Annotated in this window: 23 protein-coding genes and 5 pseudogenes; 21 read left to right on the top strand and 7 right to left on the bottom strand. The window is 65.5% G+C overall.

Annotation, left to right across the window (positions count from 1 at the left end):
- The first annotated feature begins 276 nt into the window (after positions 1 to 276).
- The 6 genes from IE325_RS45275 to IE325_RS46590 all read left to right on the top strand — a co-directional run bounded on the left by IE325_RS45275 (position 277) and on the right by IE325_RS46590 (position 3926).
- Positions 277 to 624, top strand: coding sequence for a GNAT family N-acetyltransferase (locus IE325_RS45275; RefSeq protein WP_190076070.1), 348 nt, complete (start codon positions 277 to 279; stop codon positions 622 to 624).
- Positions 625 to 812: 188 nt separating this feature from the next.
- A complete protein-coding gene (locus IE325_RS45270; protein WP_190076069.1) occupies positions 813 to 1265 on the top strand; it encodes a DUF5709 domain-containing protein in 453 nt (150 codons plus the stop codon).
- A 164-nt stretch (positions 1266 to 1429) separates the two neighbouring features.
- A complete protein-coding gene (locus IE325_RS45265; protein WP_190076068.1) occupies positions 1430 to 2068 on the top strand; it encodes a sigma-70 family RNA polymerase sigma factor in 639 nt (212 codons plus the stop codon).
- Positions 2069 to 2290: 222 nt separating this feature from the next.
- A complete protein-coding gene (locus tag IE325_RS45260; RefSeq protein WP_190076067.1) occupies positions 2291 to 2890 on the top strand; it encodes a sulfite oxidase-like oxidoreductase in 600 nt (199 codons plus the stop codon).
- Positions 2860 to 3603, top strand: coding sequence for a ferredoxin reductase (locus IE325_RS45255; RefSeq protein WP_190076066.1), 744 nt, complete (start codon positions 2860 to 2862; stop codon positions 3601 to 3603). The genes IE325_RS45260 and IE325_RS45255 overlap by 31 nt, the downstream gene beginning before the upstream one ends.
- A 14-nt stretch (positions 3604 to 3617) precedes the next feature.
- On the top strand, positions 3618 to 3926 hold the full coding sequence (locus tag IE325_RS46590; protein WP_229912550.1) for a DUF6510 family protein: 309 nt from the start codon (positions 3618 to 3620) through the stop codon (positions 3924 to 3926).
- A 129-nt stretch (positions 3927 to 4055) separates the two neighbouring features.
- Here the strand turns inward: IE325_RS46590 and IE325_RS45250 are convergent, their stop codons facing one another.
- From IE325_RS45250 to pstB, 3 genes and pseudogenes are all read right to left on the bottom strand, one after another.
- Positions 4056 to 4253, bottom strand: coding sequence for a hypothetical protein (locus tag IE325_RS45250; RefSeq protein ID WP_190076065.1), 198 nt, complete (start codon positions 4251 to 4253; stop codon positions 4056 to 4058).
- Between the two features lie 32 nt (positions 4254 to 4285).
- Entirely contained in the window at positions 4286 to 4468 is a 183-nt protein-coding gene (locus IE325_RS45245; protein ID WP_190076064.1) for a hypothetical protein, read from the bottom strand.
- Positions 4469 to 4778: 310 nt separating this feature from the next.
- Positions 4779 to 4877: pseudogene (gene pstB, locus IE325_RS46585) on the bottom strand (phosphate ABC transporter ATP-binding protein); the annotation flags it as partial.
- Between the two features lie 483 nt (positions 4878 to 5360).
- Here pstB and IE325_RS45240 point away from each other — a divergent pair.
- The 6 genes and pseudogenes from IE325_RS45240 (at position 5361) to IE325_RS45215 (ending at position 10173) form a co-directional block, all read left to right on the top strand.
- Positions 5361 to 5927, top strand: coding sequence for a universal stress protein (locus tag IE325_RS45240; RefSeq protein WP_308437726.1), 567 nt, complete (start codon positions 5361 to 5363; stop codon positions 5925 to 5927).
- A gap of 188 nt (positions 5928 to 6115) precedes the next feature.
- Entirely contained in the window at positions 6116 to 6514 is a 399-nt protein-coding gene (locus tag IE325_RS45235) for a GNAT family N-acetyltransferase (protein ID WP_268256409.1), read from the top strand.
- Positions 6515 to 6791: 277 nt separating this feature from the next.
- Positions 6792 to 7097 (top strand): DUF427 domain-containing protein, encoded by a 306-nt coding sequence (locus IE325_RS45230; RefSeq protein WP_190076062.1) that lies wholly within the window; start codon positions 6792 to 6794, stop codon positions 7095 to 7097.
- A gap of 149 nt (positions 7098 to 7246) precedes the next feature.
- Positions 7247 to 7717: a GNAT family N-acetyltransferase gene (locus tag IE325_RS45225; RefSeq protein ID WP_190076061.1), complete on the top strand. Its 471-nt coding sequence runs from the start codon at positions 7247 to 7249 to the stop codon at positions 7715 to 7717.
- A 252-nt stretch (positions 7718 to 7969) separates the two neighbouring features.
- Positions 7970 to 9322: pseudogene (locus tag IE325_RS45220) on the top strand (NAD(P)/FAD-dependent oxidoreductase).
- A 353-nt stretch (positions 9323 to 9675) separates the two neighbouring features.
- Entirely contained in the window at positions 9676 to 10173 is a 498-nt protein-coding gene (locus tag IE325_RS45215) for a universal stress protein (RefSeq protein ID WP_190076060.1), read from the top strand.
- Between the two features lie 52 nt (positions 10174 to 10225).
- Here IE325_RS45215 and IE325_RS45210 read toward each other — a convergent pair.
- A pseudogene (locus IE325_RS45210) lies at positions 10226 to 11284 on the bottom strand (cytochrome b N-terminal domain-containing protein); the annotation flags it as partial.
- A 48-nt stretch (positions 11285 to 11332) separates the two neighbouring features.
- Here IE325_RS45210 and IE325_RS45205 point away from each other — a divergent pair.
- Positions 11333 to 12132 (top strand): IS5 family transposase gene (locus IE325_RS45205; RefSeq protein ID WP_229912556.1). Its coding sequence is split into 2 segments (ribosomal slippage): positions 11333 to 11668 and positions 11671 to 12132, totalling 798 coding nucleotides; the frame shifts between segments, so codons are not numbered across the junction.
- A gap of 11 nt (positions 12133 to 12143) precedes the next feature.
- Here the strand turns inward: IE325_RS45205 and IE325_RS45200 are convergent.
- Together IE325_RS45200 and IE325_RS45195 are read right to left on the bottom strand one after the other, a co-directional pair.
- Positions 12144 to 12719, bottom strand: a pseudogene (locus IE325_RS45200) (cytochrome b); the annotation flags it as partial.
- Positions 12720 to 13302: 583 nt separating this feature from the next.
- The gene (locus IE325_RS45195) at positions 13303 to 14052 is read right to left on the bottom strand and encodes an IclR family transcriptional regulator domain-containing protein (protein ID WP_190076059.1); all 750 of its coding nucleotides are present in this window, start codon (positions 14050 to 14052) and stop codon (positions 13303 to 13305) included.
- A 113-nt stretch (positions 14053 to 14165) separates the two neighbouring features.
- Here IE325_RS45195 and IE325_RS45190 point away from each other — a divergent pair, with 113 nt between their 5' ends.
- The 5 genes from IE325_RS45190 to IE325_RS45170 are packed head-to-tail and all read left to right on the top strand — an operon-like array spanning position 14166 to position 19300.
- Positions 14166 to 15464 carry an aromatic ring-hydroxylating dioxygenase subunit alpha gene (locus IE325_RS45190; RefSeq protein WP_190076058.1) on the top strand — a complete coding sequence of 433 codons (1299 nt, stop codon included), beginning with the start codon at positions 14166 to 14168 and terminating at the stop codon, positions 15462 to 15464.
- The gene (locus IE325_RS45185) at positions 15464 to 15928 is read left to right on the top strand and encodes an aromatic-ring-hydroxylating dioxygenase subunit beta (protein ID WP_190076057.1); all 465 of its coding nucleotides are present in this window, start codon (positions 15464 to 15466) and stop codon (positions 15926 to 15928) included. The genes IE325_RS45190 and IE325_RS45185 overlap by 1 nt, the downstream gene beginning before the upstream one ends.
- A gap of 5 nt (positions 15929 to 15933) precedes the next feature.
- Complete coding sequence (locus IE325_RS45180) at positions 15934 to 16905, top strand: PdxA family dehydrogenase (protein ID WP_229912555.1); 972 nt, start codon at positions 15934 to 15936, stop codon at positions 16903 to 16905.
- Positions 16902 to 17909: a 2Fe-2S iron-sulfur cluster-binding protein gene (locus IE325_RS45175; protein WP_190076055.1), complete on the top strand. Its 1008-nt coding sequence runs from the start codon at positions 16902 to 16904 to the stop codon at positions 17907 to 17909. Before IE325_RS45180 ends, IE325_RS45175 begins: the two co-directional genes overlap by 4 nt.
- Before the next feature lie 23 nt (positions 17910 to 17932).
- Positions 17933 to 19300, top strand: coding sequence for an MFS transporter (locus tag IE325_RS45170; protein ID WP_190076054.1), 1368 nt, complete (start codon positions 17933 to 17935; stop codon positions 19298 to 19300).
- Between the two features lie 220 nt (positions 19301 to 19520).
- Here IE325_RS45170 and IE325_RS45165 read toward each other — a convergent pair whose 3' ends face one another.
- On the bottom strand, positions 19521 to 20117 hold the full coding sequence (locus IE325_RS45165; protein WP_190076053.1) for a YceI family protein: 597 nt from the start codon (positions 20115 to 20117) through the stop codon (positions 19521 to 19523).
- A 336-nt stretch (positions 20118 to 20453) separates the two neighbouring features.
- Between IE325_RS45165 and msrB the strand changes: the two genes are divergently transcribed.
- The 3 genes and pseudogenes from msrB to IE325_RS45150 all read left to right on the top strand — a co-directional run bounded on the left by msrB (position 20454) and on the right by IE325_RS45150 (position 22935).
- A complete protein-coding gene (gene msrB, locus IE325_RS45160; protein WP_190076052.1) occupies positions 20454 to 20924 on the top strand; it encodes a peptide-methionine (R)-S-oxide reductase MsrB in 471 nt (156 codons plus the stop codon).
- 131 nt (positions 20925 to 21055) lie between these two features.
- A complete protein-coding gene (locus IE325_RS45155) occupies positions 21056 to 22144 on the top strand; it encodes a Dyp-type peroxidase (protein ID WP_190076051.1) in 1089 nt (362 codons plus the stop codon).
- A pseudogene (locus IE325_RS45150) lies at positions 22125 to 22935 on the top strand (family 1 encapsulin nanocompartment shell protein). The gene IE325_RS45155 and the pseudogene IE325_RS45150 overlap by 20 nt, the downstream one beginning before the upstream one ends.
- The last annotated feature ends 310 nt before the right edge of the window (positions 22936 to 23245 follow it).

The raw sequence follows: 23245 nt of genomic DNA, 5'->3' as shown, positions 1-23245 counted from the left end.
GGCCTCGCGACCTGCCTGATCACCCACCGGCACGTCCAACGCCTTTGTTAGGACCTCTAAGGCCGGAATCGACTGAGGCCGGCCGACTGGAGGCCGATCCCGACAGACAGTGCCCGTCCGTTCGCCCGATCGCGACGGCTGGACACTGGCCCTCAGGTCTGCGGCGTCGAGCCGCTGGCTTGTTCACCGTTAGCTGCCTCGGCCGCGGACTCCTTACCTGTTCTTTGCCAGTGCGAGGTCCCTAGTGCTCTGCCAGAACCGAGAAGTGAGACAGACATGACCAGTAGAGAAGCGAGCCCGACGGATGAAGTTCATGTCGAGGTCGCGGACAACCCCGACGGACGCTTCTACGAGTTGCGCTACGGGGACCAGGCAGCAGGCCTGCTCGTCTATGAGACGGCCGGCTCGCGACGTGTGCTGACCCACACGACCATCCGGGACGAATACCGTGGTCAGGGCTGGTCCAAGCTCCTGATTCGTTTCGCTCTCGACGACCTCGCCGCCAAGGGAGCGACGATCACCAACTACTGCCCGGTGGTCGACCGGTTCATCGAGGCAAATCCCGGATACGAGCAGCTGATCGACCCCGACCACCCTGGCAACTGGGGCCGGTCCCGGGGCTAGGAGTGCGGCGAGACAGCCCCCGCCGCCTGCTCGCCACTTGGCTCCAGCCCGGTGGTTGGCCGCCCGGGTGACTATGCCGGATAGACGCCTCGTCGACACCACGCGGCTTGAATGACCCGCATCCGCCGCGCCGTCATCGAGGCGTCGGCATCGAGATGCCGCCGGGATCCGATGGCATGGAGGCCATGATGACTTCACCAGATGATTTCTCGTCCTACCAGGAATCCAACCCACTGCGCTCGCAGGAGGAGTACGACGAGGACGAGCTGGGTGAGGACGTGCTGGACCGGGGCTACTCACCCGCCAACGCACCCCTCGCCGTAAACGACTGGGGCGTCACGGCGAGGGAGGGCGCCTCCCACGAGGACCTGACGCATCGGCTCAGGCGCGAAGTGCCGGACACCGGTGTACCGGACGAGGGTGACGGGCTGGGCGACACCATCGGCACGGACGGAGAGCTCATCGACGACCAGGTCGGCGACGAGCGCGCGGGGCGCCTCATCAGCTGGGACACCGACGTTCTCGTCGAAGGCTACGACGGCGACGACTACTGGGCGCGGGACGTAGGCATCGACAACGGCGCCGCCTCCGCCGAGGAGGCGGCTGTCCACGTGGTGCCTGACAGCCCCCAGGACTCCTGAAGGACCGCCTGCCCCCTCAGGGTCGTAAATACGCCGGAAACCTTTTCCGTGAATTCTCGCGGTACACGCCTGGCGAAAAGCAGAAACGGCGACTTCGCGTAGACGGCCTGTAGATGGTGCTGTGTTTGGCTTATCCGTACGAGATGACCTGGGGATTGAGAGCCATGCACTCTGCGGATAAGGTTCGAGGGCAACTGGATCCGGAGTCCGCTGCCTGGGTAGACGCGCTCGAACGCGGCCGTGGGCCGCAGTACGAGCAGGCCTGCGCGCGGCTGCATGAAGTGCTGGTGCGGATAGCCATGGACGAAGTGTTTCGCCGGGGTCCACGTTACCGAATTTCCGGACCCGAGCTGAACGACATCGCCCACCAGGCGGCTGCCGACGCTCTGATGAAGATCGTGCAGAAAGTTCAGGAATTTCGCGGTGATGCCAGGTTCACTACGTGGGCATTTCGATTTGTCGTACTTGAAGTGTCCAGCAAACTGGGGCGGCATTTCTGGCGGGTTTCGAATGCCCGATTCGACTCGGAAGAATGGGCGCAAGTTCCCGACCGCTCCGGCATGGACCCTGTCAGCCACTGGCAGGCGCGAGAGCTGGGCGAGGCCGTACGCGACGCGGTCGAGACGGCACTGAGCGCCCATCAGCGGCAGGTCTTCACCGCCGTCGTCAACGGGGTCCCTCTGGAAACGCTCGCAAGCGAACTGGAGACGAACCGGAACGCCCTCTACAAGACAATGTTTGATGCCCGCAAGAAACTGCGAGCCAGACTGATAGCCGGTGGACACCTCAGCGGCGCAGCCTGATCCGGCAGCGACCACGCCGGCACCTGCACCGCTGACCTGGGGGCCCCACATCGCGGCCACACATCGCTGGGGCATCCGGTGGCCACCCCCGGGAGGACATGAGAGGCTGCAATGCCAGGAGCTCACCTTCCCGCTGCAACCCGGTAAGAAGTCGCCTCTTCAGGGCGCTCACCACTGAAAGGGCCCACAGCGGCCGCACTGGACGAAACAAGGACGGCGAGCATGGCGTTCATCTCGCGCGGGTTCCACGGCCGAAGGCCGTCGGCAGGCACGAAACTGCCGCCGGGGCAGTACGAGACGACTGGCTTCCCGGTGCTGTCCGCCGGGCCCACTCCCCGCATTCGAAAAGACGACTGGCAGCTGTCCGTGACCACGGAAACCGGAAAGCGGCATGTGTGGGACTGGGCAGGCCTGATGGCGCTCCCGGCAGACTCCCCGACCGTTGACCTGCACTGTGTGACGAAGTGGTCGAAGTTCGGCACCCAATGGCAAGGCGTGTCCCTGGACGTTCTGCTCGCGGACGTGGAAACGTCCGCGGAACACGTCCTGGTCACCTCGTACGGGGGCTACACCACGAACGTCCCCCTCGCCGACCTGGTCGACGGCAAGGCATGGATCGCCTACGGCTACGAAGGCGGCGATCTGGCTCCCGAACACGGTGGCCCGGCTCGGCTGCTTGTCCCGCACCTGTACCTGTGGAAGTCCGCGAAGTGGGTGAGCGGGATCGAGCTGCGGCAGAGTGACGTGCCCGGCTTCTGGGAGACCGCCGGCTATCACAACTACGGAGACCCATGGCGAGAGCAGCGGTACCAGGGAGACTAGGCGACCGGCTCCGGTGGCGGATCGCCGAGGTAGCAGGTCGGCGCGTCGAGTCGGCGACGGCCGTCACCCTGACACTGGAAATCCCGGACTGGCCCGGGCACCTGGCCGGCCAGCACGTGGACGTCAGGCTGACCGCGGAAGACGGCTACAGCACCCAGCGCAGTTATTCGATCGCCTCGGCCTCCAACGGCCGGAGCCTCGACCTGACAGTGCAGCGTACGTCCGGCGGGGAAGTGTCGCCCTACCTCGTGGACGAGCTGGTTCCGGGGGACCAACTGGAGCTGCGCGGCCCTGTCGGCGGCTGGTTCGTCTGGAGGCAGCAGCAGACGGAGCCGGTTCTGTTGGTGGCGGGCGGCTCAGGACTCGTACCTCTGATGTGCATGATCCGTACGCGGGAGGCTGCCGGGAGCCGTACTCCGTTCCGGTTGCTGTATGCGGTGCGGAGCCCGTCGGACCTGCTGTACGGCTCGGAGCTCCGCCAGGGGGCGCCGGGGCTGGATACGACGTATCTCTACAGCAGAGAGGCCCTGAAAGACTCAGCGCGCCCACCGGGGCGCATCACCCCCGAGGACTTGGCCCGCGGCGGCTGGCCTCCAGACTTCGAGCCGACCTGCTATGTCTGCGGGCCCACGGCGTTCGTCGAGAAAACGGCTGCCTACCTGGTGCTCCTGGGACATGCGCCTGAGCGAGTACGTACCGAGCGCTTCGGCTGACATTGGAGGTTGAGATGACGTCCGTAGAGCCGGGCGGCTCAGAAGTGAACGACACCGACGCCGGGTATGTCGACGGCAACGCGCTGGCAGGGCCCTTGTCCGAAGTCTTCGCCGTCGATGTCACCACCGCGACGAGCCGGTGCGCCAACTGCGGTTGCACAGGCCCCCTTGCTCGCCTGCGCGTGTACAAGCATGCACCGGGCCTTGTAGCACGCTGCCAGCAGTGCGGGAGTGTCATGCTGCGTGCGACGCGGACGAGGGACGCGGTATGGCTCGACATGAGTGGCGCGGTCTCGCTGGCAATTCCAGTGGGAGAGACCTGAGTTCCCGCGTGCCGCTGGCCTGAGGTATTCGCAGAGGAACGTCGCCAGACTTCGTCTGATTACGCGGCAACTTACACGGCAACTCCCGGGAGCAGCCCAGTTGCTCCCGGGAGTTGCCGTGGTGCTCTTTCAAGGGAGCAGCTTTTCCACGCCGGCCGCGCCCTCTTCGTCGAGAAGGCGGCGTGCTTCTTCCAGCCTTTCCGGTGTGATCTCGTGACCCGATGCCAGAACTACGTCTTCCGGGTCGGGCAAGTGTTCCGCGCCGGTGTGGAGGACCACATCTGGGGTTGGCTCTCCCCACTCATCGTCTTCAGCGCCTTCAGACATTGCGTCTCCTTTGTTCGAACGGTCATGCAACTTCACTGATCGCGCGGACCCTCATGCTGATTCGCGGACCAGGCGAAAGCCTCTGCCAGGTCCTTCAAGGCCGCTGCGACCGCTCCATGATCCTTGTGCTCCTTCTGCTGCCGCGCTTGGGACGCGATGGCCTCGAAAAGCGCCACTTGAGCGTTTCCTTGCGGCGTAGAGTCGGCATTGCCCACGATGTTCTCCAAACTCCCGTCCAGGCACAGAATTCAGACTTGGCCTCACGCTGGCTCGCTGTTGCAACCGACGCACCGGGAAGGGGCGAGTCAACGCCGGGCCGATCAATACGTTGCTTCTCGGAGAATGGTATTGCTGCTGTGATCTACGGCTCATCTATGCGAGATCGGCGTCCATAGATAGGTAGCCGCGCCGACGTCTACTGCAGCGACAGCCACTCACTCTGCAACGCCGGCCCCTCGAACGCACCGCGCCTCGTCGACGTGCCGCCGGCAAACGTCGTTCTCGGCGGAATCCCCGCCTCTTTACGGAGTCGTCCATTTCGACGAGCCTGCCCGGCTGCCCCGAATGTTCGAGGTTGAAGAAGGCAGTCCTGTCGCTGGCGAGTGCAGCTTGCGAGCGCCGATGCCGGCTCATCCATCAGCAACACCTCGGGCGGACCATGTAGTCCGGAGCGTACGAGCGGGCTCAGCCTGTGGGCAACTGCCGTGGCGATGGGGCGGGGCCGGACTGATTCCTCGCAGAATTCCACCGCGACCAGCGGAAACGGATGGGGTGGACCGCAGAACCGGTGGACGTCTCGGCGTGAAGGGTTCCTCTTCTGCTCACCGCAAGAACACTCCGCTGGAGCTCGTCATCAGGTTCTCGGGTGCTCGTCGGCGGTTGGCCGACGCCCCAACGCCTCATGTTGTCGGCCGAGTCCGCATAGCGCTTCGAGTCGGTTGCGAAGTGTCTCTGCGAGGCTGGATAGTGGACTCTAGGGACCCGTTAGGGACGGGCGCGCCTGCTGGTTTGGCCTGCCGTGGCACAGACAGACGGTGAGGTGCCCGTGCGAAGGGGCGATGGTCGGCTGCCCCACCGTCGATCGGTGCATCAAGCGGCGCACAAGGTATGCCGACGTCCATCGATCCGAGTCACCCGGGCATCTGGTTCGGCTCCGCGGCCGGCGCCCCCCGGCCTGACTTCCCCAGTTGCGCCGAGATCTCGCCGAAGTTCACGCCTGAAGGAGAACGCACACACATGTTCAAGCGCATATTGGTCGCGGTCGATTCGAGCCCTTCCCGTCTGGCTTCCGTACGTATGGCTGGTGACTTGGCCCGGCTGACCGGTGCCCGCGTTCGCGTTCTGCATGTCGTCGCGGCCACCACCACGTTCGACACCGTGGTGCGCCTGGAGGATGACGCCGAAGCCAGGGCGATCACCGATGAGGCCGTCGCCGTTCTGCGAGGCGAGGGCATCGAGGCGGACGGCACACTCGCCAACGGCTTGCTCAACGAAGTGCCGGCACTCATAACGGAAGCAGCCGAGCAGTTCCCGGCGGATCTCATCGTCCTCAGCCCGCACCACCGCGGAGCCGTCGCCGCCCTCTTCAATCCCCGCGTGAGCGACGCCGTCACCCACGCCAGCCACGCGGCCGTCCTCCTCGCCCCGGAGGGACCCGAGACCGCGAGCAGCTGAACCAGGTCGCGGCGAACGCACGAACCCGTCTGCTCCACGAACCGGCCCGGCCCCGCACGCCGCGAGACCGGGCAGCCCGGTTTCCTCAACGGACCTCTCAGTCCAACCTGAGTCACAAGGCCGCTGCAATGTGACTAGGTAAGCGTCATACTTGGACTCTAGAGTCCGAAAACCGTGGCCGTCCGAGTATGCGGCGTAACTACAAATTGGAGAGTGAGCCGATGAGCAGCGAGGAACAGGTGCCGGAAACCGAGCAGCTGATCGACAACACTGATCAAGGTCGCTTTGAGCTCTACCGCGACGGTGACCTGGTCGGCTGGCTGTACTACACCCACTTGAGGCCCAACCGGTATGCCCTCAAGCACACTGAAGTCGAGTCGAGCCATCAAGGTCAGGGGGTTGGGGGCGCGCTCGTACGGCGTGTGCTCGACGAGGTCCGCACCCGTGAGGGCACAATCACCGCGATCTGCCCATTTGTGGTCGGCTACCTCTCGCGAACAACCGCCTACGCCGATCTGGTCGACACTCGACACCCGGGCTACTCCGATCGTGCTGCTGCCGAGTCGGCGCTGGCGAACGGTCGCTGAACTACCGGGTGGCACTTAGTAGTCCCCTTGGACGAACACCGATCCCGAGTAGCCTCGCCAAGTGTGGTGAGTGCGAGCCCCGATGAGCTCACGCCTCCTTGACCGCTCACGTGGCATCAAGACAAGGGTAAGAAGTGGATCCCCGCCCGGCACTAACCCCTAAGCCGACACGCGCAAGCTGGCTCTGACTGCACGAATTGGGCGTCCGACTGAAGCCTGCCGGCTCAGCCGGAGATCGCAGATGCGGCCCAAGTGAACGTGATTAGGGGAAAGACTGATGAAGGCAATGGTTGGGCGGACCGTCGTGGCCGAGGCTGAAAGCGAGGCCGTCGTCAGTATCGAGGGCAACGTCTACTTCCCACCGGATGCGGTCGCAGTCGGCGCGCTGCGCCACAGTCCGACCCCTTATACCTGTCCCTGGAAGGGAAGGGCGCAGTATCACGACGTCGTGGCAGGCGAGACGATCCTCAGGGACGGGGCTTGGTCTTATCCGAACATCAAGGAGTCGGCGGCAACTCGTGTCGGCTACGACTTCAGCGGCTACGTCGCGTTCGATGCACGCCAAGTCAGGATCGAGAACTGATGACCACTTGTCGGGACCATCGATCGCCGCTGTGGAGATTAACCTGGAGTACGCCGACCTCATTGGTCTTAAGTGCTCGAGAGCGGCTAAAGGCTGCACCCGTTGCCTTGGACTCACCGATTGACTCCCCGACAGAAAGTGTGACAACGATGATTAACTTCGAGACCGAGGCGTCCGCCCGTGAAGAAAACAACGCAGCGCTCATCGCCGCTTTGGATGAGGCAGGTCGTAGCGAGATGGATTCCAGCTGGGCGCTGGATGTACTCAACGACGCGGAGCATGGCCGCTGGATCGCCGCTCTCGGTGATGACGCGATCGGCGAGCTCTCGTACCGTTTCGTAGGCGGCCGCGTCGTGCTGCTGACGACCTGGGTCGACCCCGCCTACCGCAAACACCGGGTGGCTACGGAACTCGTCTCACGCGTGTTGGACGAGATCCGCGAGAGCGGGAAGAAGATCACCATCATCTGCCCGGTCGTCGGTGAGTTCATCGACCGCAACCCGCAGTACACCGACCTCATCGACAAGGTCCATCCCGGCGTCGGCGCCTACCCCAAGCATGAATCCGCGGAAGGCGGCGATGACAAGGAACTCACCGCGATCGAGCGAGACCTTGCGTAGATCCCGCAGAGCGACGGCAGGTTGCCGCGGCGTCAACTTCTTCCGCCAGGACGCGGCAAGCGGCAACACGCGGTCCTCTGAAGGGGGTCATCCAGGCGGGCCCCGACGCGGTGAGCACATCAGCAACTGCATGATCATTCCGCCGGCCCATGGTCTTCCTGCCCGAATGCGCTGCGGCAGCGTTCAACATGCTCGGTCACCCGGCAACACGTGCCGAACGCATTGGTTGTCGACCTACGAGCAGAGGGAATCATGCGTGAGATCGTGATCATCGGGGGCGGCTATGCAGGCTTTTACACCGCATGGCGCCTGGAGAAGTCACTTCGCAAGGGCGAGGCACGGGTCACGGTCGTCGACCCGCGTCCCTATATGACCTACCAGCCCTTCCTCCCCGAGGTGGCGGCGGGGTCGGTCGAGGCACGTCATGCCGCTGTGTCGTTGCGACGGCATCTGCGCCGTACCCGGCTGATTGCCGGACGCGTGACCGGGATCCGGAGTGCGGTTCGGACGGTCCAGATCCGACCTGTGCAGGGCGCGGAATACGAACTGCACTATGACGTCCTTGTGGTCACGACCGGTGCCGTGACGCGTACGTTCCCCATTCCCGGGCTCGCGCAGCAGGCGATCGGTCTGAAGCACGTGGAAGAGGCGGTCGCCGTTCGCGATCGGTTGATGACCAATTTCGACCAGGCCGCATCACTGCCCCCGGGCATCGAGCGGCGCAAGCTGCTTACCGTGACGGTCGTGGGCGGCGGGTTCTCCGGTGTCGAGGGCTTCGGCGAGCTGCTGTCGCTGGCGACAGCGATGCTCAGGTCCTACCCGGAGTTGGTCATGGACGATCTGTCCTTCCACCTGGTCGAGGCCCAGGGCCGGATTCTGCCCGAGGTGGGGGACAAGCCCGGTGCCTGGGTGGTGGGCTCGTTGGAACGACGTGGTGCGCGTGTGCATCTGAACACTCAGCTCGTCTCCGCCGAAGGCGGACACGTCGTGCTCTCCAGCGGAGAGGAGTTCGACTCCGCGCTGATCGTCTGGACCGCGGGCAATGCCGCCAACCCGGTCGTGCACAACCACACGGATCTGCCGGTCGACGAGCGGGGCCTGCTCGTGGTCCGAGCCGATCTTCGCGTGGGCACGGACAGCCAGCCCGTGACGGATGTGTGGGCGGCCGGCGACGATGCGGCCGTCCCTGACCTGGCGTCGCCGGTGCCGGGAGCACACACGGTGCCCAACGCTCAACACGCGGTACGGCAGGGCAAGCGGCTCGCGAAGAACATCGTGGCCGACCTGCGGGGCGGCCGAGTCCGCCCCTACCGCCACGACAGCCTGGGGGTGGCAGCGACGCTGGGGATGGGGCGCGGCATCTTCCAGTACAAGCGCATCGTGATCAAGGGATTTCCCGCCTGGCTTTTGCACCGGGGCTATCACGTCCTGGCCGTGCCGACCTGGGAGCGGAAGGTTCGTGTTCTCGCCGTCTGATTCACGGCCGCCCTGTTCGGGAGGGACCTCGTGTCCTTGCTCTCCGTGCAGCACCCACGGGAGGCGTTTGTCACGAACGGTGACCTGGAGCGCGAGGACGCGAGCCGTTCGATCGACAAGGTCACCTGAGCAAAGGCTCCGATTTCCGCCAGTCGGGCCGCAGCCCGGCGAACCAGCCGACAGGACAAGTCGCAAGAGGCGACGCAACGATCGTGTCGCGAAGGACGTGTCCCTCGTAGTGGATTCGAGGGAACTCGGTGAGTCGAAGGCAACCCTTCCGAAGCCCTTACCGAAGCCGCGCAGGAATCCGACTCACTACGTCACCTACACCATGTCGATTTCGTCAGGTAATAGACGCCCTATGCAGTCGCCTCAGCCCTGGTGAAAGACAGCCCCGGCGCTTTGTCGGCGGATAGCCGTGCCACGTCGCTTGCCCGAAAGGTGACGACGAGGGCGTCCTCCAAGGCGGCGGAAGGAGCCTCATGGACAGCCCATCACAGCAGCAGCGCATCGTGGTCGGAATCAACGGATCACTCAACAGCCTCGTCGCACTGCAGAGGGCCGGCACCGAGGCGCGGCTCACCGGACGCCGGCTCCTGGCAGTCCTGGTCTGGCGGCCCTGCGACACGGACCCACCTTCCGGGACCAATCGATCACCGCTCAAGGGCACCAGAACCGCAGCCATGGGCCTGCTGAAGGACATATTGAACGATGTCTTCACCGCCACCGATGACGCCGTTCCCATCAGTGGGCTCGTTATCTCCGGCACCGCAGGCCGAACCCTCGTTCAGATCGCCAACAAGGAAACCGACCTGCTGGTCATCGGCGGAGGGCACCACGGGAGACTCCGCCGCTGGCGATCCCCCGTCGCCCACTACGGCCTCACCCACGCCACCTGCCCGGTCCTCGCCGTCCCACCGCCTACACTCCAGCTCGACCTCGAAGCCCTCACCCGCAAGAAGCGACTCGGCCTGGTCTGAGGTGGGTGAGCCGGCTGATCACGAGGAGCGCACCGGCGGCGAGCAGCCGTAGTCAGTGCTCGATGCTGTGCGTGATCTCTTCCTCGTTGTGCCGCACCTCTTCCCTGGTCGGCTTGGCGACCTGTGCTGACGGCTCGAAATAGCCGCGAGACAGACGCGTCCTGAGCCGCTCGCGGCGGGAGAGCTGGTGCGGTATGCCGTTGGCGTCCTCGGCTGGCCCGGGGTCGAGGGGCTTGTACTGCTCGTGGACGGTCAGGGTGCGGCGTTCCGCGGGGGAGAGCGGCTGGTGCACCTCGACGTACTCGCCGTGGGGCAGACGACGAATGGTGCCCGTCTCCTTGCCGTGGAGGACCTTCTCCTTGTCGCGGCTCTGGAGAGCGAGGCAAATGCGTTTGGTGATGAGGAACGCCGCCAGGGGGACCACGAACAGCGCGATGCGGATGAACCATGTGACGGTGTTGATGGAGAGGTGGAAGCGGGTGGCGAAAAGGTCGTTCCCGCCGCCGATCAGGAGGAGGAAGTACACGCTGAGCCAAGCGACACCGAGACCGGTACGCACTGGCCGGTTCCGCGGCCTGTCAAGGAGATGGTGCTCGCGCTTGTCGCCGGTGATCCAGCTTTCGAAGAAGGGGTAGAGACCGATGGCCAGCAGGATGGTCGGGAACACGATCAGGGGGATCAGCACACCGAGGTTGAGGGTGTGTCCAGCCATGTTGATTTCCCACCCCGGCATCATGCGGATGAGACCTTCGGAGAACCCCATGTACCAGTCCGGCTGGGCGTTCGTCGACACCTGGTCGGGGCGGTAAGGACCGTAGGTCCACACGGGGTTGATGGAGGCGATGGCCGACATGGCGGCGATCACCGAGGCGACGAGGAAGAAGAAGCCGCTGGTTTTGGCGAGGTAGACGGGCAGGAAAGGCGTGCCTACGACGTTGCGGTTGGTCTTGCCGGGGCCGGGCCACTGAGTGTGCTTGTGGTAGACGAGCAGGAGCATGTGGACGACTATCAGCGCGGCGATCAGAGCGGGGAGCAGCAGGATGTGTACCGAGTAGAGCCGCGGGACGATTTCGGTGCCGGGGAACTCTCCGCCGAAGAAGAACATAGCCAGGTTAGACGTCATCTCATTTGGATCGGTAGGCTATCGATCGTGGTCTCGATCGTTGAGCGACTGGTGCCGGATGAGTTGTGGGAGCTGTTCCAGCGGGTGGTCCCGGAGGCTCCGTCGCGGCCTCAGGGTGGCGGCCGACGCCGACACGGTGACCGGGAGGTGCTGGCCGCAATCGTGTTCGTGGCCACGTCGGGCTGCACCTGGCAGCAGTTGCCGTCCGCGTCGTTCGGCCCGTCGGGAGCGACGGCCCACCGGCGCTTTACCGAGTGGACGAAGGCCCGCGTGTGGGCCAAGCTCCACCGCCTGGTCCTCGACGAACTCGGCTCCCGCGGCGAGCTGGACTGGTCCCGCTGCGCGATCGACTCGGTGAACATGCGGGCACTGAAAAGGGGGAGCTGACAGGTCCGAATCCTGTGGATCGGGGCAAGTACGGCTCGAAGATCCACCTGATCACCGAGCGGACCGGTCTGCCCCTGTCGGTCGGGATCTCCGGGGCGAACCTGCACGACAGCCAGGCGCTGATCCCGCTGGTGAAGGGGATACCCCCGATCCGCTCCCGGCGCGGACGCCGTCGGCGCAGGCCGCAAAAGCTCCACGCCGATAAGGGGTACGACTACGACCACCTGCGGCGATGGTTACGCGGACGCGGCATCAGGCACCGCATCGCACGCAGGGGCATCGAGTCCTCGACCCGACTGGGACGCCACCGTTGGACCATAGAACGCAATATGTCCTGGCTCGCTGGATGCCGCCGGCTGCATCGCCGCTACGAGCGCAAAGCCGAGCACTTCCTGGCCTTCACCAGCATCGCCTGCACCCTCATCTGCTACCGCAGATTCACCAAATGAGATGGTGACTAAGTGCCGATGATGGGCACGGAGAGGATGGCGCCTTCCACGAAGCGAAGTCCCGTGCCGGAGAGCAGGTCGTCGGGGAGGGAGTAGCCGACGAATCCCTCGAACATGCCCAGGACCAGCATGGTCCAGCCGAACATCCAGTTCACTTCGCGGGGCTTGCGGAATGAGCCCGTGAAGAAGTGGCGCATCATGTGGATGAACATGCCCGCGACCATGATGAGGGCGGCCCAGTGGTGCATCTGGCGGATGAGCAGGCCGCCGCGCACGTCGAAGGAGATGTCGAGGGTGGAGGCGAAGGCCTCAGATGTGGTGATGCCGTTGAGTGGCTTGTAACTGCCTTGGTAGACGATCTCGTTCATCGACGGATGGAAGAAGAACGTCAGGTAGATCCCGGTCAGGACCAGCACGACGAAACTCCACAAACACACTTCGCCCAGCATGAACGACCAGTGGTCAGGAAAGATCTTCCGCATGTTGGCCTTGGCGATGGCATATAGGCCAAGCCGGGAATCCGCCCAGTCTGCCAGTCGCTCTCCCCGAGGCGAGTCGCGTTGGTCTCTGAGATTGGTGATCGTCACCTTGAGCTCTTCTCTCCGGACTGTGTGATCAGTTCAGGGCCGGGAAGTCTGGTTGGTTACGAGGGGCATCCCGAACAGCCATGTCGTTTACGGCAATTGCCCCCGAACTGCCGCCAGATCCAAACGGCGCATTGTTGACGCCTGGGTGAGTTTCAGCTGTCGTCTACAGCGGCAACCCCCGACCACCGGCGGATACGGCCATCAGGCACGAAAAAGGGAGGCATCTCAGCTATGCCAGGCATGTCATTTCTGCGGGTGCATAACCACCCACAGACGATCGATGAGTGCCGAATCCTCGAAGCGCAAGGTTCAGCAGGAGCCGGCGCTCGTTGAATAGGGGCGTCAGTGGATCGACGCAGGCTCCGGGGTCGGCCTTGCCGCCAGTTGGCCGGCAAACCACGGCCACTGTGCGGTCCGGCCCGAGCGACGCGTCGTAGGTTTCTGTCTCCGCGTCCTTGGCCACATGGATGTCGAGGTTTGTGTACTTACCCTGTCCACGTCATGACAGCGTCACGGAACAGATGGTTCTTACTCGTACGAATTGCTGTCCTTGTCAGCGGCTGATCTTGGTCGACCCCGGCTCCTACAACTGCTTACCAAGCGCAGCCGCGTGCTGCTGCATCACCGGGGCGAATCGGTCACGGAGTTCATCGACGGTCACACGGGAACTCGACGCGCTGACCGAGATGGCGGCGACGAGCCGACCGGACGGATCGTGGACCGGTACGGCGATGGAGAGCAACCCGACTTCGAGTTCCTCGGAGGTGATGGCCATGGCGGTGGCTCGGGCAGCCCGGACGCGATCTTCGACCGCGGTTGCCGTGGTCGGGGTCTTCGGGGTGCGGGCGGGAAACGGAGCGGCGGCGAGGTAGTCGGCCAATTCGGTCGAGTCCAGGGCGCCGAGCAGAACCTGTCCCGTGGAGGAGGCGTAGAGGGGGAGCCGTGCGCCGACACGTATGCCGGTGTTGATGATCCGGCTGCCTTCACTTCGTGCGATGAACAGTGATTCGTTGTCGTACCGCACGGCCATTGAGGCGGACTCGTCGATCGCGTCGCGGATGGCGGCGAGGTGTGGCTGAGCGAGTTGGGGAAGCGGAGCGGACTCGCTGTACGCGGCGCCGATGCGCAGTATGCGAGGCGTCGGGGCGAAGAACTTCCCGTCGAAGGTGACGTAGCCGAGCTCGGTGAGGGTGGTCAAGCAGCGGCGTGCCGCGGCCCGGCTCAGGCCGGTGGCGCGGGATGCGTCGCTGATGGTGAGCCGGGGCGCACCGTCCCCGAACGCTTCGAGGATCGCAAGTCCTTTGGCGAGTCCTGCCATTCCTTCAACAGCCATGTGTCCCCCTCTTGACAGGTGTGGCCACTGGCAAATCTACTGGCGAAACGTTCGGAAAACAATCATATGTTCGCTTACCGAACGCAGGCTGTCAAGTACCTGGAGGTGGAGGCATGAGTGCACGGAGCACGGGGGTGGGTGTGCCGGCGCGGGCCGGGGTCCAGGAGCGCAGTTGGCCCGAGTCTCTGACCGAGGTGCCGTACTGGGTCTTTCAGGCCGAGGACGTATACCGGGCCGAGCAGGAACGGATCTTTCACGGACCGACGTGGAACTACCTCTGCCTCGAGGCCGAGTTGGCTGAACCAGGCGACTTCTGCGCCACCTTCATCGGCGAGCAGCCCGTGCTCGTGACCCGTGACCACGACGGCCAGATCTACGCATTCGAGAACCGGTGCGCCCATCGAGGCTCCCTGATCGCCATGGAGCACTACGGCCACACCAGGGACTTCACCTGCGTCTACCACGCCTGGACGTACAACCTGCAAGGCGACCTCACCGGCGTCGCCTTCGAAGAAGGCATCAACGGCAAGGGCGGTATGCCGCCGGAGTTCTGCAAGGCCGCGCACAGCCCGCGGCGGCTACGGCTGGCCAGTGTGCACGGTCTGGTCTTCGGCAGCCTGGACAACGACGTGCCGCACATCGAGGAGTACCTCGGCCAGGAGATCCTCGACCGGATCGAGCGGGTCCTCGGCGGCCGCAAGCCGGTCGTGCTGGGCCGGTTCACCCAGAGCCTGCCGAACAACTGGAAGCTGTACATGGAGAACGTCAAGGACTCCTACCACGCCAGCATCCTGCACCTGTTCTTCACCACCTTCGGGCTCAACAAGCTGAGCCAGAAGGGCGGCATCATCGTCTCGGAGGACGGCGGCCACCATGTGAGTTGGTCGGCCATCGACCGAGAGGCGGAGGCTGGGGAGCACTACAAGGACCAGAAGATCCGCTCCGAATCCGAGTACCAGCTCCAAGACCCTTCCCTGGTGGACGGCTTCAGCGAAGTCGGGGACGACATCACGCTTCAGATCCTGTCGGTCTCACCCGGCTTCGTACTCCAGCAGATCCAGAACTCCGTCGCCGTACGCCAGGTGCTGCCGACCGGGGTCGACTCGACCGACCTCCATTGGACCTACCTCGGCTTCGAGGACGACACCGAGGAGCAGCAGTTGATCCGCCTCAAGCAGTCCAACCTGGTGGGTCCGGCCGGCTACGTCTCCATGGAGGACGGCGCCATCGGCGGCTTCGTGCAGCGCGGCATCGCAGGGGCCGGTCAGGAGTTCGCGACCGTCCAGATGGGCGGCGACCAGGCGGTATCCAGCGAAAGCCGGGTTACCGAGGCCTCGATCCGCGGCTTCTGGAAGGTCTACCGCGAGGCCATGGGCTTCGCTGTCGGTGCGGGCAGGGGAGTGCATGCCTGATGGACGCACACAACCTGATCAGCCGGGCCCAGGGACGCTACGTCCACACCATCGACGACGGGTTGATCGAGGACTGGCCGGAGTTCTTCGCGGACGACGCCTTCTACAAGGTCACCACCGCGGACAACCACCGGCGCGGACTGCCGGCCGGGATCATCTGGGCGCACAACAAGGCAATGCTCAAGGACCGGGTCTCCGCGCTCAAGGAGGCCAACATCTACGAGCCGCACACCTACCGGCACATGCTCGGCCAGCCTTCAGTACTGGAGGAGAGCGAGGCCGGTGCGACGAGCGAGACGTCATTCCTCGTCATCCGCATCATGGGGAACGGGCCGACCGATGTGTTCGCCAGCGGACGCTACCTCGACGAGTATGTCTTCGACGACGGCAGGGCTCTGATCAAGAAGCGGATCGTCGTCTGCGACAGCTCCCGTATCGACACACTGCTGGTGCTGCCGCTGTGACCGGGATGCCCAGGCTGCTGCTCACCATCGGCGATCCGAACGGCATCGGGCCGGAGATCGCCGTCGCGGCAGTCGCTGAACTCGGTGACCGGGCGCCGGTCGTGGTGGGCGACCGCCATGTCCTCGAACCGTACGCCGAACGCGAGGGGCTCTCGCTCCGCACGGCACAACCGGGTGCGGCCGCCGAGCGCGGCGTGTGCGACCTGGTCGACGTCGGTGCCCTGGCCCCTGGTGACCTGGCCGTTGGTCAGGTGACCGCGCCCGCTGGCTTCGCCACCATCGCGTATGTCACCGCGGCGGTACGGCTCGCGATGGACGGTGATTACGCCGGTGTGGTCGCCTGCCCGCATTCGGAGACCGCCGTCCACCGGGCCAGGATCGCCTTCGCCGGCTACCCGCCGCTGATCGCGGAGCTAACGGGCACTCCGCTCAAGAAGGTCTTCCTGATGCTGGTCGGCGGCGGTCTGCGGATCGCGCACGTCACACTGCACGAGCGGCTGGCCCATTCGCTGGCGCGACTCACTCCCGAGCTGGTCACCGACGCCGGGCTGGCACTGCACAGGGCGCTGCGCGACATCGGCATCGCCGATCCCCGGATCGGCGTCTTCGGGATCAACCCGCACGCCGGCGAGGACGGCCTGTTCGGCGACGACGACAGGCTGATCACCGAGCCCGCGGTAGCCGCCCTGCGCGAGCGCGGCGTCACCGCCGAGGGCCCGACCGGAGCCGACATCCTGCTCGGTGGCGGCCGCGACCACGACGCGTACCTGGCGATGTACCACGACCAGGGCCACATCCCGGTGAAGGTCCTGGCGGGACGTACCGCGGCGGCGGTCACCATCGGTGCCGGTGCGCCGTTCTCCAGCGTGGGCCACGGTCCGGCCTTCGACATCGCCGGGCGGGGCAGTGCCGACCCGGGCGCCGTACTCGCAGCTCTCCGGCTGCTTGCTCCCGATTCTTCAGGAGGGGCGAGGTGACCTACACCGTCAGCGTCCGTGACTCCGACATCGCCTTCAGCTGCGAGCAGGGGCAGAACGTCCTGGACGCCGCCGAGCGGGCCGGCTGGACGATCCCGTACTCCTGCCGCAAAGGCGTGTGCGACACCTGCCTCGGCTCGGTGACCGCGGGCCCGCTGGACATGCCGGGCAGCGGATCCGTCCGCGGACCGGCCGAGGTCCGCCTCTGCCGGGCGCAGCCCACCGGCGACATCGAGATCGCGCCGCGCCGGATCACGGCGCGGACCCCACCGGTGCGCAAGCGGCTGACCACGACGGTGCACCGTCGCCGCCAAGTCGCTCCTGGCGTCACCGTGCTCGACCTGCGTTACCCCATCGGCCGGCGGACACCCTTCCTGGCCGGCCAGTTCCTCAACGTCATCCTCGACGGCAGCGATACCCGGTCGTACTCGCTGGCCAATGCACCCCAGCACAACAACCTCGCCCAACTGCACGTCCGGCACGAACCCAACGGCGTGTTCTCCGCCCGGATCCTGCAACGGCTGGAGTTCCACGCCACCGTGGAGATCGAGGCGCCCTTCGGTGAGTTCTTCGTCGAGGACGGCGACGGCCCGGTCCTTCTGCTCGCCACCGGCACCGGATTCGCACCCATGCAGTCGATCGTCCTCGACCACATCGCCCGGCGACTGACCCGCCCGCTCCACCTGTACTGGGGCGCCCGCACTCTCGACGACCTCTACGCCCGCACTTCTCTCCAAGCCTGGACCCGGCGCTACCCCTGGTTCCGGTTCACCCCCGTGCTCTCCCGACCACACGCCGGCTGGGAAGGCACCACCGGTTGGGTACAAGCAGCCGCGATCGCGGACCACCCCGACCTGAGCGACCACCACATCTACGCCTGTGGCAGTGAGGCAATGACCCGAACCGCCGGCGAGGAGCTGGCGCGCGAGCACGGTATGGCTCCGGACCGGTTCCACTCCGATGCGTTCGTCTCGGCCGTGGCCGCCCCTGTCAGCGTCGAGTAACCGTTCTCCACCTGGAGGGCATTATGTCCGAAACCACTTCATCTCGGTCCGCCACCGTATCCGGCTCGAAGCCGATCCGGCTTCCTGGCTTCATCGACGAACGCCGACTGGGCGGTTTCCAGCTGCGTACCGTCCTACTGTGCGCACTGGTCATGCTGCTCGATGGGTTCGATACCCAGGCGATCAACTACATGGCTCCGGCCATCACCCAGGACTGGGACGTGTCCAAGGGCACCATGGCTACGATCTTCTCAGCCGCGCTGGTCGGCCTGATGATCGGCTACCTACTGCTGGCTCCGCTCTCCGACAAGCTCGGCCACAAACGGCTGGTCATGGCGGGAGTCGCGCTCTTCTCGCTCTCGACGCTGGTCTCGGTGGGGGCGCAGAGCCCTGACCAACTCATGATCATGCGGTTCATCACCGGAATCGGCCTCGGCGCGGCCACCCCGAGCACCATCGCACTCACCGCCGAGTACAGCCCCAAGCGATTGCGGGCCAGCCTGGTTCTGGCGATCTACTGCGGCTTCTCACTCGGATTCGTGGCCGCCAACTACGCCGCCGGCTGGCTCATCCCCGCCTACGGCTGGCGCTCGGTCTTCGTCGCGGGTGCCGTGCTGCCCCTGGCCATGCTCCCCGTACTGGCCTGGCGACTGCCCGAGTCGATCTCCTATCTGCTGCGCCGCGGCCAGAACGCCAAGGCATACGCCCACCTCCGACGGATCGACCGGATGCTTCCCGAGACGGGCGAGGCGCACATCGAGGCGGAGAGCGCCGACCCGGGCAAGCGGGTCAAGGTCACCGAGCTGCTCACCGGCCGTCAACTACTCGGCACAGTCCTGCTGTGGGTGGTCTTCGCGATCAACTTGGCGATGTTCTACGGCCTCCAGAGCTGGATGCCGACCATCCTCAGTGAACGCGGGTACTCCGCCGGCACCTTGGCGACCGCCGCGTCCATGACGACCATCGGCGGCATCGTGATCGCCTTCGTGATCGGGCCCGCGATGGACCGGCTCGGCGCTTACGGCTCCTTGAGCACGCTCTACTTCGTCGGTTGCGGCTTCCTGGTCCTCATGGGCCTGGTGCTGGGCTCGCCGGTCTGGATGGTCCTGGCGGCCATCTTCTTGATCGGCTGCACCATCAGCGGCGGGCAGAAGAGCGTCATCGCGCTCGCTGCGGCCTTGTATCCGGAAGAAGTACGCTCCACGGGCGTCGGCTGGGCGCTGGGCATCGGCCGCGTCGGTGGAATCGTCGGCCCGATGATCGTCGGAGGCATGCTGGCCGGCGGCATTGGCCACGAGCAGCTCTTCATGATCCTCGTAGCCCCTGCCGCACTGTGCGGTCTGATCGTCTTGTACCTCGGACACCGCGCGAAACGGCTCGAGCTGGCCTGATGCCGGGAAACGGCCCTGCGAGAGTCGGGGGAGGCTGTACAGACCTGTGTTCGCTGGCAGCTCCACGGTGCTGGGCGCGAGCTCGGGTCTGTCCGGCCGATGTGGGGTAGACGGGTATGAGATGTTCCGGCGGGGTCCGCCCCAGGCCGCCGACGCTCGGTGTCTCGTTCCGCGAGCTGGAGCGCAGACGCGGCTTGCGCCGCATTCAGGCCGGGTCATGTCAGGGCCACCATCTGATGGGCGCCCGCTTGACCGCGGACACCTCGAAGAGCAGCTCGACTTCGTCACCCACGATCCACTCGCCCGCGTGGACCACCGGGCCCCACAGGGATCCCCATTCCGACCGCCTCAGCACAGAGCGCCCTAGGAACCCCACGCGCTCGTCGCCCTGCGGGCCGTGTGTACGGCCCCGGTATTCGCAGTCGACGCCGAGAGGCATCGTCATGTTCTTGACCCGCAGGCTTCCCGCGAGACGGCAGAGGTTCGTATCCACGGCCTCGGCCGAAGAGGACCAGAACGACATGAGCGGATACTGCTCGGCGTCGAGGAGAGCAGCGCTGCACAGGTCCGCGTCCCTGTCCTTCTGGCCGGTGTCGATACTCGACGACGTCACGTACAAAGCGAGCGCCGTCCTCTCGGGCCGCTCGCTGTCGAGGAAGAGCGTGCCCGCGAACCGTCGGAACGCTCCGCGCGTGCTGGTCGCCATGCGGTTCCGGGCACTGAAACTGACATTGCTGTAGGCCGGGTCGATGAAGTAGGCCGCGGCGTCCGCTGCGATTGGCGGGCCGATCAACCGGCCGCCCTGTCCGCTGGTCATACCGGCCTCCATCCGCTTTGCCCCCCAGGGGTCTCTATGCGGTTAGCGGCGCATTACTCCCCAGCCTTACCAGCAGGTCTACGAGAGCCGTAGCGCCGGGACATCCAGTTTCCTCACCCTTCAGTCCACCGCCCCGGCTCGTCGCCTCACTTCCCGGTACGGCGGGCCGGAGACGGCGGCGAGGGCACCTCGCCCCGACCACGGTGACCCGGCAGCCTTGCGCTTCAGGCCATGCACGCATGGTCCGGCGCTGGACATCGCATGTTGCGAGGTAAGGAAGCGGCGGGGCGTGACACGAATGCCTAGAAGGACAGCCACGTCGCCTGGGAGGTAGGCATGTCGGAGTACCACAAGGACGCTGAGCGCATCGCCCAGCTCACAGAACAGCAGTACCGCGTGACCCAGCAGGACGAGACGGAGCCCGCCTTCGCCAACGCCTTCTGGGACAACAAGGTCCCTGGCATCTACGTGGACATCGTGTCAGGGGAGCCCCTGTTCTCCTCGGCGGACAAGTACGACAGCCGCACAGGGTGGCCCAGCTTCACGAAACCCCTGGAGTCCGGCCACGTCGTCGAGCGGTCCGACACCAGCCACGGAATGGTCCGTGTCGAAGTCCGGTCGGGGAAAGGGGACAGCCACCTCGGGCACCTGTTCCCGGATGGTCCAAGGGACAAGGGCGGACTGCGGTACTGCATCAACTCGGCCTCCCTGCGCTTCATCCCTGTTGAGGAACTGGAGAGGGAGGGCTACGGCCAGTACCTGAGCATGTTCAATACGCCGGAAGGCGGCGCGGTCGAAACCGAGTGAGCGGGCGGCCACCAGTGGCAAAGGGCTACTTTGGGTCGGACCGATCCGCCAAGGCATCCACGTCGCTCGTCGCGACACGCGTACTGGGCTCCCGTGCCACCTCGGGCACTCCGCTGGAAGGGGCAGGGCACATGACCGATGAGACGTCGGCACCGACACCGCAGCCGGTTCTTAGTCCCCTAACAAGCGCGGCCATCTTCCTCGTCGCCACGATCGACCCTGGCGGCGAAGCGGTTACCCGGGGCGTGCTGTCCGACTTGAACTCCCTGCAACGGGCTGCGGGCTTCCGCGCCGAGCCCGAGGGCAGGCTCAGCTGCGTCACCGGAATCGGATCGCACGCATGGAGTCGCCTTTTCGCCGGGCCCCGCCCCGCGGAACTGCACCCCTTCCGTGAACTGAACGGGCCTGTGCACCGCGCGGTGTCGACACCGGGCGACCTGCTCTTCCATATCCGCGCTTCGCGCCTGGACCTGTGTTTCGCCCTCGCCACGGAGATCATGACCCGGCTGGGGACAGCGGTGACCGTGCGCGACGAAGTACACGGCTTCCAGTACTTCGACAAACGTGACCTGCTCGGCTTCGTCGACGGCACGGAGAACCCCACCGGCGCCGCGGCGAGCAACGCGGTCCTGATCGGGGATGAGGACGCAGAGTTCGCCGGCGGGAGTTACGTGATCGTGCAGAAGTACGTGCACGACCTGGCCGGCTGGAACGCGTTGCCTGTCGAGGCACAGGAGAAGATCATCGGCAGGACGAAACTGTCGGACATCGAGCTGGACGACAACAGCCAGCCGTCGGATTCGCACGTCGCCCTCACTACGATCACCGACCCCGACGGCACGGAACGCGAGATCCTCCGCGACAACATGCCCTTCGGCACTGTTGGCCGCGGCGAGTTCGGCACCTACTTCATCGGCTATGCCCGCACCCCGACGGTGACGGAGGCGATGCTGGAACGGATGTTCCTGGGTACTGCGGACGCCTCTCACGATCGGATCCTGGACTTCTCCACGCCTGTCACCGGATGCCTGTTCCACGTCCCCACGGCTGACTTCCTGGATGACCTGCCTGCACCACCCGGCGTGGAATCGGGGAAAGCAGCCACCGATCAACACGCCGCCGCCACCGCAACACCCGACAGCCAACCCCGGTTCCCCGACACGTCGTTGGGGATCGGCAGTCTGAAGCGGAGCACACCCGATGGACAATCTGCACCGTGAACTGGCTCCCCTCTCCGCTGCCGCGTGGAGCGATCTGGAGGAAGAGATCCGACGCACCTTCAAACGGCACGCGGCGGCACGACGCATCGTCGACGTCCCGAAGCCGTGCGGAGTCGAGTTGGGGGGTGTGACCATAGGGCACCTCGACAGGGTGGACGCCCCCGCCGATGGCGTGATCGCCCACACGCGCCGCTTCCAGCCCATGGTCGAGCTGCGTGTCCCGTTCACCGTCGACCGCCGCCAGGTCGACGACGTCGCTCGAGGCCAAGGACGCCGACTGGCAGCCGGCCAAGGACGCCGCCCGGCGGCTTGCCTTCGCCGAGGACCGGGCCGTCTTCGAAGGGTATGCGGCCGCCGCCATCGCCGGCCTGCGCGAGAGCTCCTCAAACTCACCCGTGACGCTGCCCTCCGACGTCCGCGACTACCCGGACGCGATCAGCCAGGCGGTCTCTGCCCTGCGACTGGCAGGTGTCGACGGCGCCTACTCTCTAGCCCTGAGCGCGGAAACGTACACGGCGGTCAGTGAGACTTCAGACCACGGCTACCCGATCATCAAGCACATCGCCAGGCTGCTGGACGGAGACATTGTCTGGGCGCCCGCCATCGACGGCGCCTTCCCGCTCTCCACCCGCGGCGGCGACTTCGAGATGCACCTTGGCCAGGACGTGTCGATCGGCTACCTCTCCCACGATGCGACCAGCGTCCCCCTGTACTTGGAGGAGACCTTCACCTTCCTGGTCCACTCCAGCGAAGCGGTTGCGGCCTTCGTGTCGCAGCCGACCGATGCCTGACTGGGAGTAAATGCCGATCGGTGGAAGCAGGTCCGCATCGGCGGGGACCACTGCGGTCTGGAGCAGAGGCTCCCGCCATGACGATCCCGTTCCACGCCGAGAGTGGGTACTCACCGAGGGTCGAATGTTCAGGACTGGTCGGTCCTTGGTCCTGACGTGGACCGAAGAATCGGGCGATCGCTCTCGCCAGCGCCCCAACCCGCAGAAGGAGTTGAGGCACCGCAGGTGTCGCTGCTGCCGCTCGAGCAACGAGGATGCCCGCAGCGCCTCATCCCCACGTGGGGTTGCCGTAGCATCACCAGCCACCTGC

The organism is Streptomyces lanatus (assembly GCF_014655715.1).
GTDB lineage: Bacteria > Actinomycetota > Actinomycetes > Streptomycetales > Streptomycetaceae > Streptomyces > Streptomyces lanatus.
Note: the sequence above shows the minus strand (reverse complement) of the source record. Positions and strands in the feature narration are given on the sequence as shown.

Bases quoted from the DNA above. Each gene is read 5' to 3' on its own strand.
- IE325_RS45275 (WP_190076070.1), top strand. From the start codon at position 277: ATGACCAGTAGAGAAGCGAGCCCGACGGATGAAGTTCATGTCGAGGTC.
- IE325_RS45225 (WP_190076061.1), top strand. From the start codon at position 7,247: ATGATTAACTTCGAGACCGAGGCGTCCGCCCGTGAAGAAAACAACGCA.
- IE325_RS45190 (WP_190076058.1), top strand. From the start codon at position 14,166: ATGAGTGCACGGAGCACGGGGGTGGGTGTGCCGGCGCGGGCCGGGGTC.
- IE325_RS45240 (WP_308437726.1), top strand. From the start codon at position 5,361: ATGCCGACGTCCATCGATCCGAGTCACCCGGGCATCTGGTTCGGCTCC.
- IE325_RS45270 (WP_190076069.1), top strand. From the start codon at position 813: ATGACTTCACCAGATGATTTCTCGTCCTACCAGGAATCCAACCCACTG.
- IE325_RS45185 (WP_190076057.1), top strand. From the start codon at position 15,464: ATGGACGCACACAACCTGATCAGCCGGGCCCAGGGACGCTACGTCCAC.
- IE325_RS45230 (WP_190076062.1), top strand. From the start codon at position 6,792: ATGAAGGCAATGGTTGGGCGGACCGTCGTGGCCGAGGCTGAAAGCGAG.
- IE325_RS45215 (WP_190076060.1), top strand. From the start codon at position 9,676: ATGGACAGCCCATCACAGCAGCAGCGCATCGTGGTCGGAATCAACGGA.
- IE325_RS45260 (WP_190076067.1), top strand. From the start codon at position 2,291: ATGGCGTTCATCTCGCGCGGGTTCCACGGCCGAAGGCCGTCGGCAGGC.
- IE325_RS46590 (WP_229912550.1), top strand. From the start codon at position 3,618: ATGACGTCCGTAGAGCCGGGCGGCTCAGAAGTGAACGACACCGACGCC.
- IE325_RS45265 (WP_190076068.1), top strand. From the start codon at position 1,430: ATGCACTCTGCGGATAAGGTTCGAGGGCAACTGGATCCGGAGTCCGCT.
- IE325_RS45165 (WP_190076053.1), bottom strand. From the start codon at position 20,117: ATGACCAGCGGACAGGGCGGCCGGTTGATCGGCCCGCCAATCGCAGCG.
- IE325_RS45170 (WP_190076054.1), top strand. From the start codon at position 17,933: ATGTCCGAAACCACTTCATCTCGGTCCGCCACCGTATCCGGCTCGAAG.
- msrB (WP_190076052.1), top strand. From the start codon at position 20,454: ATGTCGGAGTACCACAAGGACGCTGAGCGCATCGCCCAGCTCACAGAA.
- IE325_RS45195 (WP_190076059.1), bottom strand. From the start codon at position 14,052: ATGGCTGTTGAAGGAATGGCAGGACTCGCCAAAGGACTTGCGATCCTC.
- IE325_RS45155 (WP_190076051.1), top strand. From the start codon at position 21,056: ATGACCGATGAGACGTCGGCACCGACACCGCAGCCGGTTCTTAGTCCC.
- IE325_RS45180 (WP_229912555.1), top strand. From the start codon at position 15,934: ATGCCCAGGCTGCTGCTCACCATCGGCGATCCGAACGGCATCGGGCCG.
- IE325_RS45250 (WP_190076065.1), bottom strand. From the start codon at position 4,253: ATGTCTGAAGGCGCTGAAGACGATGAGTGGGGAGAGCCAACCCCAGAT.
- IE325_RS45255 (WP_190076066.1), top strand. From the start codon at position 2,860: ATGGCGAGAGCAGCGGTACCAGGGAGACTAGGCGACCGGCTCCGGTGG.
- IE325_RS45235 (WP_268256409.1), top strand. From the start codon at position 6,116: ATGCGGCGTAACTACAAATTGGAGAGTGAGCCGATGAGCAGCGAGGAA.